We start from the raw sequence: 15126 nt of genomic DNA, 5'->3' as shown, positions 1-15126 counted from the left end.
GACGTTGCGGAGGATCGGGCCGGCAATCACCCCCCGCCATGGGAGCACCGCAGCGGGTGACATTACCCTGTGGTACGCCTGACCGAGGGAAGGAAGCCATGGGGGTTCAACTGAACAGCGGGGCGGCAGCCGGACACGAGTCGCTGGAGTCGATGAGCCTCGAGCCGCTCATGACCCGCGACTACGAACGAGATCCGGCGATCGTGTACGAGCGTCTGCGGCGGACCCACGGTCCGGTCGCGCCGGTCGACCTGCTGGGCGTGCCCGTCTGGCTCGTGCTGGGCTACGAGGAGGCGCTGGAGGTTCTCCGCGACGACCACGCGTGGCCGAAGGGGCTGGAGAACTGGCGGGCGCGCAGGGAGGGGCGGCTGCCTGCGGACTGGCCTCTGGCGCCCTCGCTGGACGTCAACCACATCCTGATCCAGGGCGGCGAGGGGTACCGCGGGCTGAAGGTGGCCTGGGACACCGCGCTGCGGCCCTTCCAGGACCCTCGGCACCCTGTCGCCAAGCAGCTCAAGGCGCGCATCACCCGTGACGCCGACGAGCTGATCACCCTGTTCACGCAGGGCGGGCGCACCGGGTGGGCGGATCTGTCGGCGCAGTTCTCACGGCCGTTGCCGCTGATGGTCGCAAGTCATCTGCTCGGTTTCCCGGGTTCGCAGCACGACGACGCGCTGATGGACATGTGGCGGGTGCTGGACGCGGGGCCGGACGCGGGGCCCGCACTCGAGCGGCTGCTGGCGACGCTGTCGGAGCTGGGCGAGTCGAAGATGAAGGAGCCCGGCGAGGACTTCCCCTCCTATCTGCTCGCCGCCCATCCCGGCCTGAGCGTCGAGGAGTTGTCGCGCGAGCTGATGATGCTGCTGGGGATGACGTCGGACCATGTCGGCATCCTGATCTCCAACACCGTCGTGGAGGTCATCACCGGGAACCTCCCCGCGAGCGCCAGTCTTTCGGCGGGGCTGATCAGGGAGACCATGAACCGGGTGGTGATGCAGAAGCCGCCGCTCATCAACTTCGTCCCGAGGTTCCCGGTGGCCGACATGCGGCTCGGCGGCCGCACCATCGCGGCGGGCGATCCGGTGTGGGTGTCGGTCGGCGCCGCGCACGCGGACCCGGCGTTCGCCGAGAAGGTCTGTCCGGAGTCGACCATCAGCACCAGGGCGCATCTGTCCTGGGGCGCCGGTCCGCGGCAGTGTCCGGCCCGGGAACTGGCCGGTGGTGCGGCGGCGATCGGGGTGAGCAGGCTCTTCGAGCGGCTGTCCGAGCTGGAGTTGTCGCTGCCCGTCGACCAACTGCCCTGGCGTTCCTCACCGTTCATGCGCGGCCTGCGGTCGCTCCCGGTGCGTTACACGCTCTCGGGCGCGCCCGCCCTGCCCGTGCCGACTCCCCCGGCCCGGCCTGCCACGGCCGGTTCCGAACCGGTCCACGAGATCTCCGTACGGCCGCGTTCGTCCCTGTGGCGGTATCTGGCAGGGCTGGTGCGCGGGCGGTGACGGACTCCTGGAACGCCCGAGCGGGCCACGGTCCCGGGAGACGTTCGTGGCCCGCTCGGTGCGGCGGTGGGTGGTGGGGTGTCAGCCCAGCGGGGGTGTGCGGATCGCGGCGATGTCGAACTGCAGGCGTACCTTCTCGCTGACCATGGCGCCGCCCTCGGCGAGCTTGGTGCTGTAGGTCAGGCCCCAGTCGGAGCGGTTGATGGTGGTGGTGCCGTCGAAGCCGGCCCGTTGGTAGCCGAAGGGGTCGGTGACATGGCCTATGTAGGTGAGTTCCAGGAGGACGGGGCGCGTGGTCGCCTTGATGGTGAGGTCGCCGGTCATGCGGTACACGTCGGGGCCGGCGGCCTCCACGGCGGTACTGGTGAACCGCATACGGGGGTAGGTCGCGGCGTCCAGGAAGTCACGGCCCACGAGGTGGCCGTCCCGCTGTTCCACGCCGGTGTCGACGCTGCCGGTGGAGATGATGATCTCCGCCTTCGAGCGGGACGGGTCGATGCCGTCGAAGTACAGACGGCTCTGGTACTCCAGGAACGCGCCGCGCACGGTGGTCACCATGGCGTGGCGTACGGAGAATCCGATCCTGCTGTGGGCGGGGTCGATGGCCCATTCCCCGGTCAGGGCCGCCATCCCGGGGTTCGGGAGGACGGCTGTGGCAGTGGTCGGCGACCCGGTGGGGGGCTGGGCGCCGGCGGCGGGTTCCGTGCGGTCGGCGCGACGGAACGGGGTGCCACGGTTGAACAAGTTCATGCATCACCTAATTACTGCACGGGAGTTGTTGCCGCAAGCCATGATCCCCCGTCGACAGAATATCCACGTATTCATCACATGATTCCCGGAAGCTGCGAGAAATCGGCTAGTCGGCCCCGACAAGGCTGCGCACTTCGAAATCCTCGTATGTCTCCTTTGTTTCGGGGCGGCTGAGTACCGAACCGAGCCAGCCGAGGAGGAAGCCGGCCGGGATGGAGACGATTCCGGGATTCTGCAAGGGAAACCAGGCGAAATCGGCGTCCGGGTAGAACGAGGCGGGCGCGGAGGAGACGACCGGGGAGAAGACGACGAGCAGGACGGAGCAGAGGAGGCCACCGCCGAGGCTGAGGAGCGCGCCCTGTGCGGTGAAGCGCCGCCAGAAGAGGCTGTAGACGAGGGTGGGGAGGATCGCGGACGCGGCGATGGCGAAGGCGAGGAAGGCGAGGGTCGCGGAGTTGGCACCCCAGGAGATCAGGGCGAGCAGCATGCCGAGGATGCCGATGACGGCCGCCGCGAGCCGGGCCACGGCCAGCTCTTCCGTCTCGGTGGCCCTGCCCTTGCGGATCACCTCGCCGTAGAGGTCGTGGGCGAGGGAGGAGGCGGCGGCCAGGGTGAGGCCGGCGGCGACCGCGAGGAGGGTGACGAAGGCCAGGCAGGAGAGCAGGGCGGTCAGGATGGCGCCGCCCAGTTCGTGCGCCAGCAGGAGCACGGCGGCGTTGCCCGTGCGGTCCTTCTGCGCGATGGTGTCGCTGCCGAGGGCGGCGGTGGCGCCGAGGCCGAGAACGCCGGCGGCCAGGCAGACGAGGCTGACCAGGCCCATGGCCCACACCACCGAGGTGCGCAGGACGTCGACCGACTTCGGGGCGAGCAGCCTCATCATCACGTGCGGGAGGGCGGCGAGGCCGAGGACGATGGCCAACTGGAGGCTGAAGAAGTCGAGTTTGCTGGTGGCGCTGGCGCCGTAGCGCAGCCCGGGCTCCAGGAACCGCGCTCCGTGTCCGCTGTTGTCCGCGGCTGCGGCGAGCAGGTTCTCGAAGTTCCAGTCGAAGCGGTGGAGCACCATGACGGCGGTCACCGTGACGCCGAAGATGAGCATGACCGCCTTGACGACCTGGATGAAGGTGGCCCCGGGCATGCCTCCGATGGCGGCGTAGACGATCACGATGGTGCCGATGACGATGACGCACAGGGTGCGGGTGGCAACGCTCGGCTCACCGGTGAACTGCGTCAACAGGGCGACACTGCCGACGAGTTGGGCGACGAGGTAGAGCGTCGTGATGACCAGCGTGCACAGTGCCAGGGTGAGGCGGACCGGCCGTCGCATACGGGTGAGGCGGACCGCCACGGTGTCGCCGAGGGTGAACTTGCCGGTGTTGCGCAGGGGTTCGGCGATCAGCAGCAGGACCATCATCCAGGCGACGGCCGTGCCGCACAGGTAGAGCAGCCCGTCGTAGCCGGTCAGGGCCACCAGGCCGGTGCTGCCCAGCAGGGTCGCTGCCGACAGGTAGTCGCCGCACATCGCCAGTCCGTTGCGCAGCGGGGACATGGTGCGGTTGCCGAGGTAGAACTCGCCGATCTCGTCGCGCTGGGGTGCGGTCAGCAGCGCGGTGAACAGGGACACGACGACCACGGACAGGAAGAGCACGAACGTCAGCTGCAGGCTGAGGCGGTCCGTGACGGAGGCGCCGAGCGTCACCACGGGCGGAACTCCTCACCGCGGGGAACCGTCCGTGTCCCGAAGGCCGCGCGGTCGCGGGCCACGGTCTCGTGGTGACGGACCAGGCCGCGCAGACCGCGGACCACCGGGGTGACGTGAGTGCGCATGTGTACGAGGTAGCGCCACACGATCACACCCATCAGCACGAACTGCCCGAGCCCCAGGGCCAGGCCGATCGTGAGGTGGCCGCTCAGCGAGGTGTTCATCAGGCCGGGCAGGAAGCTGGACAGCAGAACATAGAGCAGGAATCCGCCGACGGCCACGCCGGTGGCCCGGACGCCGAACCGGCGGTGGGCCCGGCGGAGCGACTGATATGCCGGATCCCGCGACACTGGTTGCCGGTCCGCAGGTTCGGGGTCTGACGGGTAGGGGGGCGGAGGCCCGCCGAATCCCATGGAGTGCCGTGACACATGCACCTTCTTTACTGCCGCGCCGGTCGTTGCAGCTGAGGCACGCCGGAGTCATGCGCAGAAGCGGACTTGTGGGGAGTTCGCGAATCTGGAATTCGCGCGATTCGAATTTCGTGATCGACGACGAACCCCGCGGGGCGGTCGGCCGGTGGGTCGAGGAGGGGACGACGAGGCCAGGACCGGGATTGTCGCAGCGCCTTCGTTGATCTATCAACCGGCCGGTCGAACCGAATCGGTGAGCTGACTCATTCACACGCTTCGATACATGTACCCGCCATCGCACAGCCTGCGAAAAGGCCAATCCGCGGAATAGGTCTGCACCTTCTCTCCGGCCAGTTTGTCTCAAATGCAGTGCACAGGCGACGCCCTTGCCATAGCCGGACCCTTGTCACCCACGGACGAAGGACGGCCCCGCCGGACTCACCTCACGCAAACAGAACCGCGTTCGGCTCGGCACGCCTCGGGGGCGCTGCCATATTCGAAGGCCACTTCGGAGGTGGTTGTGACATTAGAGGTGACCTCGACACGTCTGCCCGACCGCACCGCCGACCGCGTCCTCGCACTCGAGGCCCGCCGGGTACAGGCCCTGGCCGGCAACGGGGCGAGAAGACGGGGCAGGTTCAGCGCCCGGGAGCGGATCGAGCTGCTGCTGGACACCGGATCGTTCACCGAGACCGGCCTGTTCGTGCGGGCCCGCCCGGCCGGGGACGGTGCCCGCCGCCCCTACGGGGACGGTGTGATCACCGGGTACGGCACGGTCGACGGCCGTCCCGTGTGCGTGTTCGCCCAGGACTCCACGGTCTTCGGCGGCAGCATGGGCGAGGCCTTCGGCGAGAAGACCGTGGCCCTCATGGACCTCGCCATCCGAACGGGGTGCCCGGTCATCGGGCTGAACGACGGCGGCGGCGCCCGCATCCAGGAGGGCGTCGTCTCGCTCGCCCTCTACGCCGAACTGGTGCGCCGCAACGTCCAGGCGTCCGGGGTGATCCCGCAGATCTCCGTCGTCCTCGGCCCCTGCGCGGGCGGCGCCGCCTACTCCCCCGCCATCACCGACTTCACCGTGATGGTGGACGGCGCCTCGCACATGTTCGTCACCGGGCCCGACGTCATCGAGGCGGTCACCGGGGAGCGCACCAGCGCCGAGGACCTGGGCGGCGCCCGCACCAGCAACTCCGTCAACGGCAACGCCCACTTCCTCGCCGCCGACGAGGCGGAGGCCCTGGACACCGTACGGGACCTGCTGTCCTACCTGCCCGTCAACAACCTGGAGCGGCCGCCGCAGTACGCCCCCGTGCCGCCCCCGGCGGACGTGGCGCTGGACGAGATCGTGCCGGACCGGCTCAGCCAGGCGTACGACATGCGGGACATCCTGCGGGCGGTCGTCGACGACGGTGAACTGATGGAGATCCAGGCGCTGTTCGCGCCGAACATCATCTGCGCGCTGGCGCTGGTCGAGGGCGCGCCCGTCGGGGTCGTCGCCAACCAGCCGCTGCACGCGGCCGGGGTGCTGGACATCGACGCCTCCGAGAAGGCCGCGCGGTTCGTACGGTTCTGCGACGCGTTCGGCATTCCCCTGCTGACCTTCGCCGACGTACCCGGCTATCTCTCCGGGGTCCGTCAGGAGCAGGCCGGGATCATCCGGCGCGGCGCCAAGCTGCTGTACGCGTACGCCGAGGCGACCGTGCCGAAGGTGACGGTGGTGGTGCGCAAGGCGTACGGCGGCGGATACGCGGTGATGGGCTCCAAGCACCTGGGCGCCGACATCAACCTCGCCTGGCCCACCGCACGGATCGCGGTGATGGGCGCCGAGGGGGCGGTGGGCGTCCTGCACCGGCGTGAACTGGCCGCCGCCGACGACCCGGAGGCGCTGCGGGCCCGACTCGTCGACGCGTACGAGAGCACCCACGGCACGCCCTATCTCGCCGCCGAACGCGGGTACGTCGACGCCGTCATCGCCCCGCACGACACCCGCGACCACATCTGCCGTGCCCTGCGCACACTGCGCGGCAAGCGCGCCCCGATGCCGGAGCGCCGGCACGGCAACATCCCGCTCTGACCCGTCTCGCGAGGAGACCTGCCTGATGGACAGCCGCCGTCCGCCGCTCGCCCCCGCGTTCCGCACGCTGCCGGAGTATCTGCGGCACTGGGCCGAGACCACGCCCGAGCGACGGGCGTTCACGTTCGTCGACCACCCCGCCCCCGGCTCACGGGGCGTCCACCGCACCCTGACCTGGCGCCGGCTGGACGTACGGGTCCGTGCCGTGGCCGCGCGGCTCGCGGAGGAAGCCGAACCCGGGGCGCGGGTCGCGCTGCTGTGTCCCCAGGGGCTGGAGTACGTCACCGGGTTCCTGGCGGCGCTCACCGCCGGCCTGGTCGCCGTCCCGCTGTATCCGCCCGGGCTGCCCGGACAGGACGACCGGCTCACGGCGGTCCTGGCCGACGCGCGTCCCACCGTCGCCCTGACTACGGGCCGACACCTCGGGCAGGTACGGGAGTTGTGCGACCGGGTGGTGGCGGTGGACGAGGTCCCGGACGCCGCCGCGGGCGGCCTGCGGCCGGTCGACGGGGAGGTCGCCTACCTCCAGTACACCTCCGGGTCCACACGCACCCCGGCGGGCGTGGAGATCGGCCACACCAACGTCGTCGCGAACGCCCGCCAGGCGCTGGGCGCCTACGGTGCCGACGTCCGTCCGGTGACCTGTGTGGGCTGGCTGCCGCTCTACCACGACATGGGGCTCGTCCTGAGTGTCGCCGCCCCGGTCGTGCGGGGGCTGCTGTCGGTGCTCATGGACCCGGTCGCCTTCCTGCACGAACCCGCGCGCTGGCTGCGGCTGTTGAGCGCGCATCCGGGAGCGTTGAGCGCGGCGCCCAACTTCGCCTACGACTACTGCGCCTCGGTGGTGACCGACGCCCAGAAGGCAGATCTGCGACTGGACGGGGTCTTCGCGCTCATCAACGGCAGCGAGCCGGTCCGCCCCACCACGGCCGACCGGTTCCAGGCGGCCTTCCGCGGGCAGGGTCTGGCGGCGGAGACGCACTGTCCGTCGTACGGCCTCGCCGAAGCGACCGTGTTCGTCAGCGCGGCCCGGCCGGGGCAGCCGCTGCGCCGGTTCGCGCTCGACCGGGACGCGCTCGCCGAGGGCAAGGCGCTGCCGGCGCGGCCCGACGATCCCCGGGCCGTCCTGCTGGCGGGCTGCGGTGCCCCGGCCGGGCAGCGGATCCGGATCGCCGATTCCCACTCCCAGGCCGTCCTGTCCGAGGGAGAGATCGGTGAGATCCAGGTGCAGGGCCCCAACGTGGGCCGCGGCTACTGGAACCACGAGGACCAGTCCCGGCGGGTCTTCGGCGCGGACGGCTGGCTGCGCACCGGTGATCTCGGGACGGTCCTGGAGGGCCAGTTGCTCGTCACCGGCCGGCTCAAGGACCTGATCGTCGTCGACGGCCGCAATCACTACCCGCAGGACGTGGAGGCCACCGTCCAGGACACGCACCCGGCGCTGCGGCGCGACCGGCTCGCCGCGTTCGGGGTGGCGGGCGGGGCCGGTGAGCGGGTGGTCGTGGTGGCCGAGCACGCGCGGACCACGAGCCTCGCCGAGATCGACGTACCGGCTCTGGTGCGGGGCGTGCGGGCGGCCGTGTCGGGGCGGCATGGGCTGCGGCTCGCCGACGTCGTCGTAGTACCGCCGGGCACGGTTCCCCGCACGTCGAGCGGCAAGGTGTCCCGGTCGCTGACGCGTGAGCGGTATCTGGCGGGCGCCTACGCGGTGGACGGCGCCGCGTGAGGCCCGTGGACGCGGGCGCGGTGCGCCGGCTGGTCGTGGAGCGGGTCGCCGCGTGGACCGGAACGGCCGCGGCGGAGGTGCCGACGGACCGGCCGTTGGCGGACCTCGGCATGTCCTCGCGGGAGGCCGTCGTGCTGGCGGGTGAGCTGTCCCGGCTGACGGGCCGGGAACTGCCCGCGACCCTGCTGTGGGAGGCGCCCACCGCGGACGCGCTGGTGGCACACCTGTGCCGGACGCCCCCGGGGACCACCCGGGCAACGGCTCCGGCGGCCCCGGCACCGACGGCTCTCGGCGAGCCCGTCGCCGTCATCGGGGTCGGCTGTCGCCTCCCCGGCGGCGTCCACGGACCGTCCGACTACTGGCGGCTGCTCACCGACGGCGTCGACGCGATCCGCCGGGTCCCCGAGGACCGTTGGCGCGACTTCACCCCTTTCCCGCCCGAGGACGCGCTCCCTTACGGCGGCTACCTCGACGACGTCGCCGGGTTCGACGCGGACTTCTTCCGGATCAGCCCGCGCGAGGCGGCCGTGATGGACCCGCAGCAGCGGATCCTCCTGGAGGTCGTCCACGAGACGCTCGCCCATGCCGCCGTCCCGGCCGCCTCCCTCGCGGGCAGCGCCACCGGAGTCTTCGTCGGGGTCTCCGCCCCGGAGTACGGCTCGCTCACCGGCGCCGACCCGGCCGCCGTCGACCCCTGGGCACCGGCGGGCGGGGCGCTGAGCGTGACGGCGGGCCGGCTGTCGTACGTGCTGGACACCCGTGGGCCGAGCATGGCCGTGGACACCGCCTGCTCGTCCTCGCTGGTCGCCGTGCACCACGCCTGCATGAGTCTGCGCACCGGTGAGAGCGACACGGCGATCGCCGCGGGCGTCAACGTGCTGCTCTCCCCCACCGTCACCGTGGCGTTCGGGCGGGCGGGCGCCCTCGCCCCGGACGGACGGTGCAAGCCGTTCTCGCCGGACGCCGACGGCATCGGGCGCGGCGAGGGCTGTGCGGCCGTGCTGCTGAAGCGGCTGTCCGACGCCGAGCGGGACGGTGACCGGGTCCTCGCCGTCATCCGGGCCACCGCCGTCAACTCCGACGGCCGCTCCAACGGCCTCCTGGCGCCCAACCCGGCCGCCCAGCAGGCCCTGTTGACCACCGCCTGCGCGCGGGCCGGGCTCGCCCCCGCCCACATCGACTACGTCGAGGCGCACGGCACCGGCACCCCGCTCGGCGACCCGATCGAGGCGGGCGCGCTCGGCGCGGTGCTCGGCGCGGGCCGCGACCCGGACCAGCCGCTGCTGCTCGGCTCGGTGAAGTCGAACCTCGGGCACCTCGAGTCCGCCGCGGGCATCGCCGGGCTGGTGAAGACGGTGCTCGCCCTGCACCACGACGTCATCCCGCCGTCCCTGCACTGCTCCGAGGGCAGTGCCCTGGACGACGCACGGCTGCGGGTGGTGTCCGAGGCCGAGCCCTGGCCGCGCTACGGCGGTACCGCCACCGCCGGGGTCTCCGGGTTCGGGTTCGGTGGCACCAACGCCCATGCGGTGCTGGAGGAATGGCGGCCCGAGGTCCTGCCCGCGCGTCCGGCCGAGGAGCCCGGCGCCCGGCTTCATCTCCTGTCCGACCTGGACGAGGAGCGGCTGCGGGACACCGCGGCCCGGCTCGCCGACTGGGTCCGCACGGCCGCCGCACATCCCGACGACGTGGCGCGCACCCTGGCCGGCCGCGTCGGTCGCGGGAACGTGCGGGCGGCGGTGGTCGCACGGGACCGGGCCGAACTCGCGGACGGACTGGACGCGTTGGCCCAGGGCCGCCCGCACGCGCGGGTCGTGACCGGCGAACGTGATCTCGCGGGGCGCGGGCCGGTGTGGGTCTTCTCCGGGTACGGCAGCCAGTGGGCCGGGATGGGGCGCCGGTTGCTGGCCGAGGAGCCCGCGTTCGCCGCGGCCGTGGAGAAACTCGACGCGGAATGCGGGCTGTCCCTGTACGACCACCTCGTGTCCGGGAGCGATCTCGACCGGCTGGAGGTCTCCCAGCCGGTGCTGTTCGGACTCCAGGTGGCGCTCGCCGAGTTGTGGCGCTCCTACGGTGTCGAGCCCGCCGCCGTGATCGGCCACTCCCTGGGCGAGGTGGCCGCAGCGGTGTGCGCGGGCGCCCTGGACGTGTCGGACGGCGCCCGGATCGTCACCGTACGGGCCCGGCTGCTCAGCGGGTTGCAGGGCGGGGCGATGGCGGTCGTCGACCTGGACGACGGTGAACTCGACGCGCTGGCCCGGGACTTCCCCGGTGTACACGTCGCCGTCCACTCCTCGCCCGGCCAGAAGGTCGTCACCGGTGAGGAACGCGCGGTGGCGCGACTCGTGCGGTGGCTGGAGCGGGAAGGGCGGGTGGCACGGTCCATGCGGGTCGTCGGCGCCGGGCACTCTCCTCAAGTCGAGCCACTGTTGGCCGAGTTGACCGAATCCTTGGCGGACATCGGAGGCAGACCCGCGCGCGTGCCCGTCTACTCCACCGTCCTGGACGACCCGCGCGGCGACAGTGTCTTCGACGCCGCGCACTGGGCCGCGAACCTGCGGCGGCCCGTACGGCTGGACCGGGCCGTCGCCGCGGCCGCCGCCGACGGCCACACCGCCTTCGTCGAGATCTCGCCCCACCCGGTCCTGGCCCGGGCCATCACCGACACCGCGCCCGGCTCCGTCGCGATCGGCACGCTCCGGCGGGACGCCGACACAGGCGCCGACTTCCTCACCCGGGTGGGGGCGCTGTACTGCGCGGGCGGCCGGCTGCCGCTCCCGGCCGGACGGGTCATCGATCTTCCCGCGCCTCGCTGGAAGCATGTGCGGCACTGGTGGACGGACGGGCGGCCGGCGGTGCCCGCCAGGGGTCGGGGTGAGAAGGCGCAGGCGGGTGAGGACACGTCCGTCGCCGCCCGGGTGTGCCGCCACATCGCCGCCGTCACCGGCCATCCCACCGGCCGTGTCACTCCCGGCACCGCGCTCGCCGACCTCGGCCTGGACTCCCTGATGGCGGTCCGGATCCGTACCGCACTGGAGCGCGAGTTCGCCGTCGAACTTCCCCTGCGCGACCTGCTCGGCGCCCGCACCGTCGAGGAGGTGGCCGGTCTCCTCCGGCCGACTCCGCCCACGGGTGCGACACGCCCTCTCCGCGCCACCGGCTCCCTCCCGCCGCTGTTCCTCGTGCATGCCGCCGGCGGAACGACGGACGTCTACCGGGCGCTCATCGAACGTCTCGGCGGCGAGCGGCCCGTGCACGGTCTCGAACGCCTCGACGACGCCCGCACGGTGACCGAGAAAGCGCGCCGCTACGCCGAGGCCGTCACCGCCGTCCACCCCGACGGGCCCTGCCTGCTGGGAGGTTGGTCGTTCGGCGGCTTCGTCGCCCAGGAGACGGCACGGCACCTCACCGCCGCGGGACGGGACGTGGAACTCGTCGCGCTGATCGACTCCGTACGGCCGCTCCCCCAGCCGGACCGCACACCGGCCGACCGGACCCGCGCCCACTTCGAGGGGTTCGCCCGCCACGTCCACGACGCCTACGGGGTCAGGCTGGAGCTGCCGTACGACGACCTCGTCGCGATGGACGACGACGCCGAGCGCATCGACACCGTGCTGCGGATCCTGCGCGCGACCGCCGACGTGCCGCCCGCCGCCCTCGCGCACCAGCGCGCCTCCTACCTGGACCTGAGGATCGGCGAGGCGCACCGGCCGGGCAGGTATGACGGGCCGGTGGTCCTGTACCGGGCCACGGAGCCCGCTCCGCACACCGTGCGTGATCCCGCCTACGAGCGGGACGACGAGGCACTGGGCTGGGACGAGGTGTGCCCGCGCCTGACCGTCGTACCGGTCACGGGACACCACCTGTCGCTGCTCGATGCGCCACACGTCGACGAGATCGCCGCCCACCTGGGGCGGCGGCTCGCCGAAGGGACCCGCTGAACGTGATCCGAGGAGAGCCGCCATGCACCGTCGCACCACCGCAGTGTCCCGACGTACCGTCACCAAGGCCGCGGCAGGTGCCGGTCTCGCCGTCCTGTTCGGCGCCCGGACCGCCTCGGCGCTCGGGTCCCGCACCATCGACGTGTCCGTGCCCTCCGCCGCCCTGGGCCGCAGCGCGCCGGTACGGCTGATCCTGCCGACGGGGTTCGACACCCAGCCCACGCGCACCTACCCCGTCCTGTATCTGCTGCACGGGGCCCACGACGACTACACGTCCTGGACCCGGGAGACGGACATCGAGGACTTCACCGCGGGCCGCGACCTGATCGTGGCGATGCCCGACGGGGGACCCACCGGAATCCCCACCGCCTGGCGCGGCGGGCCCGACTACGAGACCTTCCAGTTGTCGGAGGTCCCGGCGCTGCTCGCCCGCAGCTACCGGGCCTCCGGGGTACGGGTCGTCGCGGGCGTGTCCACCGGGGGCTACGGCGCCATGGCGCACGCGGCACGGCATCCCGGCATGTTCGCCGCGGCGGCCTCCTACAGCGGGATCCTCGACACCATGGCCCCCGGTGTCCCCACCCTGGTCGACGCCATCGTGGCCCGGGAGAACCTGGTCCCCGCCTCTCTGTGGGGCAATCCGTTCCTGAACCTGCTCACCTGGCGCGACTTCAACCCGCGCGACCGCGCCCAGGGGCTTCGCGGCACCGCCCTGTACGTCTCCAGCGGCAGCGGACTCGCGGGGGGCACGGGCGACTGGCTGCCCGAGGCGCTGGAGAGCACCCTGTGGCCCTCCGCCCACAGCTTCACCGACACGCTCGCGCTGCTGCGCGTCCCGGTCACCACCCACTTCTACTCGGGAGGCGGGCACAGCTGGGCCTACTGGAAGCCGGAGTTCACCGCGTCATGGCCGATGCTCGCCCGTGGGCTGGGGGTGGCGGAGTGATGTCGGTCCCGTCGGGGCACGGAACGCAACGCAGGGGTCGTCCGTCCAACACGGGACTTACCCCTCGTCCCACGGGCACCAGCCCGCGGGTGAGCCGCTTCCGGGTGAAAGGAGGGCCCCCCTTGGCCACCCCCGCCCCGCACGGGACCCCGAAGGGCCTCGGCGCCGCCCCAGTGCCGCCCGACCTGGCCGACCTGCTGCGTTCCCAGCTCGAGGAAGTCGCCGACGAGGTCGAGGAGGAGGTCCGCCGGCAGGTGCCCGAGTACGCCCGGCCGGCCGACGGCACCTTCCGCGAGCACCTCAGAGCCGGTGTGGTGCAGGCGCTGACCCTGTTCGTCGACCACATCGCCGACCCCCGCGGCCGTGGGGACGCGATCGCGGCGACGTACTACGAACTCGGCCGCGGCGAGGCCCTGGAGGGACGCAGCCTGGACGCCCTGCAGTCCGCGTTGCGGGTGGGCGGGCTGCACGCCTGGCGGCTGATGGGCCGCACCGCGGAGGAGGTCGGCCTGGACTCGGCGGCGGTGACGACTCTCGGCGAGCTCGCCTTCCGTACGGTGCACGAGGTCGCGGAGGCGGCCGCCGCCGGATACTCCGAGGCCCGGGCCCACGACACGGACGAGCTGGAACGCCGGCGCAGACGTCTGCTGGACCTGCTGCTCGGCGAGGGACCGGTGGCGCAGGCGGCGGTGCAGGACCTGGCGCACGGTGCCCGGTGGCCGGTACCCGCACAGGTCGCGGTCGTCGCGCTCGCGGCCACCCCCGAGCAGCGGGAGGAGGACTGGCCACTGGTCGCCGCGGGAGCGCTCGTGGACATGGAGTCGCGGCCGCCGCGGATGCTCATCCCGGACCCGGAGGGTTCCGGGCACTTCGGGGGCCGGGCGTTCGGTCTCGCGCTGCGCGGGCGGCCGGCGGCGATCGGGCCGACGGTGCCGCTCACGCAGGCCGCCCGGTCGCTGCACTGGGCCGGCCGGGCCCTGGGGCTGATGGGGCGCGGGATCCTCCCCCGGCAGGGGGTGGTGCGCTGCGCCGACCACCTGTCCACGCTGCTGCTGCACAGTGACGAACCGATGCTCGACCACCTGCGCGCGCGGGCCCTCGCCCCGCTCGAGGCCGTGTCGGAGGGGCAGCGCGAGCGGCTCGCCGAGACCCTGCTGGCATGGCTGCTCAGCGGCAGCAACGTCCCCGATGTGGCCGCCGGTCTCCATGTCCATCCGCAGACCGTGCGCTATCGGCTTCGTCAGCTGGAGAAGGTCTTCGGTGACTCGCTGCATGAGCCCGGTTCCCGTCTGGATCTGATTCTGGCACTCACCACCGCACAAAAGAACGAGGAATTCCTGAATTCCCGTCCATAACACCGGACATGGTCAAGCGAATACGTTCGGGTCATCCTTTCCACAGGCGTTTCACACGCCCCACCCTCAAAGGATCCCCCCATGCGTATTCGCTTGTGCCTCGCCGCGCTCTCGCTGGTCGGCGGAGCTTCGGTGGCCACCGTCGCGGCACCGTCGGCATCAGCCGCGGCCTGCTCGGACATCGACGTCGTCGCTGCTCGCGGCACGTTCGAGCCGGGCGATCTCGGCCTGATCGTCGGCGACCCGGTCTACTCGGCCCTGCAGAGGAAACTCACGGGCCGGAGTGTCACCAGCTACAAGGTGAACTACCCCGCGGACCTTTCCCTCACGTCGGCCGCGCAGGGAAACGCGGATCTGGTGAACCACGTGAACAGCCAGGCGGCCTCGTGTCCGAACCAGCGTTTCGTTCTGGTCGGCTATTCGCAGGGCGCGAACGTCGTCGACAACTCCATCGGCATCAGCAGCGCCGGTGCGGTGGTCGGCAGTCCCATCGTGGCCACCATTCCCGCCGCCCTGCAGTCCCGCGTGGCCGCGGTACTGCTGTTCGGCAACCCGATCCGGGCGATCGGCAAGAGCGTCACCGGCACCTACCAGAGCCGCACCATCGACTTCTGCGCGAAGGGTGACCCCGTCTGCGAGGCGGGCGGCAACGACACGCTGGCCCACCTCGGCTACACGGCGAACGCCGACGCGGCGGCGACGTTCGCCGCGGGCAAGGTCTGAGTGACA

10 protein-coding genes are annotated in these 15126 nt (G+C 72.1%); 7 read left to right on the top strand and 3 right to left on the bottom strand.

Annotated elements, in window-relative coordinates:
• The first annotated feature begins 98 nt into the window (after positions 1-98).
• On the top strand, positions 99-1496 hold the full coding sequence (locus tag ACFYRX_RS29685) for a cytochrome (RefSeq protein ID WP_389106036.1): 1398 nt from the start codon (positions 99-101) through the stop codon (positions 1494-1496).
• Between the two features lie 81 nt (positions 1497-1577).
• Here ACFYRX_RS29685 and ACFYRX_RS29680 read toward each other — a convergent pair whose 3' ends face one another.
• From ACFYRX_RS29680 to ACFYRX_RS29670, 3 genes are all read right to left on the bottom strand, one after another.
• Positions 1578-2246 (bottom strand): YceI family protein, encoded by a 669-nt coding sequence (locus ACFYRX_RS29680; RefSeq protein ID WP_389106034.1) that lies wholly within the window; start codon positions 2244-2246, stop codon positions 1578-1580.
• 106 nt (positions 2247-2352) lie between these two features.
• A complete protein-coding gene (locus tag ACFYRX_RS29675) occupies positions 2353-3945 on the bottom strand; it encodes a cation acetate symporter (protein ID WP_389106031.1) in 1593 nt (530 codons plus the stop codon).
• Positions 3939-4295 (bottom strand): DUF485 domain-containing protein, encoded by a 357-nt coding sequence (locus ACFYRX_RS29670; RefSeq protein ID WP_389106028.1) that lies wholly within the window; start codon positions 4293-4295, stop codon positions 3939-3941. Before ACFYRX_RS29670 ends, ACFYRX_RS29675 begins: the two co-directional genes overlap by 7 nt.
• Positions 4296-4887: 592 nt before the next feature.
• Here ACFYRX_RS29670 and ACFYRX_RS29665 point away from each other — a divergent pair.
• The 6 genes from ACFYRX_RS29665 to ACFYRX_RS29640 all read left to right on the top strand — a co-directional run bounded on the left by ACFYRX_RS29665 (position 4888) and on the right by ACFYRX_RS29640 (position 15120).
• The gene (locus tag ACFYRX_RS29665) at positions 4888-6429 is read left to right on the top strand and encodes an acyl-CoA carboxylase subunit beta (protein WP_389106025.1); all 1542 of its coding nucleotides are present in this window, start codon (positions 4888-4890) and stop codon (positions 6427-6429) included.
• 25 nt (positions 6430-6454) lie between these two features.
• Positions 6455-8155, top strand: coding sequence for a fatty acyl-AMP ligase (locus tag ACFYRX_RS29660; RefSeq protein ID WP_389106023.1), 1701 nt, complete (start codon positions 6455-6457; stop codon positions 8153-8155).
• Positions 8152-12096: a beta-ketoacyl synthase N-terminal-like domain-containing protein gene (locus ACFYRX_RS29655; protein WP_389106020.1), complete on the top strand. Its 3945-nt coding sequence runs from the start codon at positions 8152-8154 to the stop codon at positions 12094-12096. The genes ACFYRX_RS29660 and ACFYRX_RS29655 overlap by 4 nt, the downstream gene beginning before the upstream one ends.
• A 22-nt stretch (positions 12097-12118) precedes the next feature.
• Positions 12119-13042: an alpha/beta hydrolase gene (locus tag ACFYRX_RS29650; protein ID WP_389106017.1), complete on the top strand. Its 924-nt coding sequence runs from the start codon at positions 12119-12121 to the stop codon at positions 13040-13042.
• Positions 13043-13164: 122 nt separating this feature from the next.
• On the top strand, positions 13165-14397 hold the full coding sequence (locus ACFYRX_RS29645; protein WP_389106013.1) for a PucR family transcriptional regulator: 1233 nt from the start codon (positions 13165-13167) through the stop codon (positions 14395-14397).
• Between the two features lie 81 nt (positions 14398-14478).
• On the top strand, positions 14479-15120 hold the full coding sequence (locus ACFYRX_RS29640; protein ID WP_389106010.1) for a cutinase family protein: 642 nt from the start codon (positions 14479-14481) through the stop codon (positions 15118-15120).
• Positions 15121-15126: the final 6 nt, after the last annotated feature.

Origin of the sequence: Streptomyces sp. NPDC005374 (genome assembly GCF_042872225.1) — a bacterium.
In the GTDB taxonomy this organism is placed as follows: Bacteria; Actinomycetota; Actinomycetes; order Streptomycetales; family Streptomycetaceae; genus Streptomyces.
The sequence above is the reverse complement of the archived record's forward strand: the minus strand, read 5'-3'. Positions and strand labels throughout refer to the sequence as shown.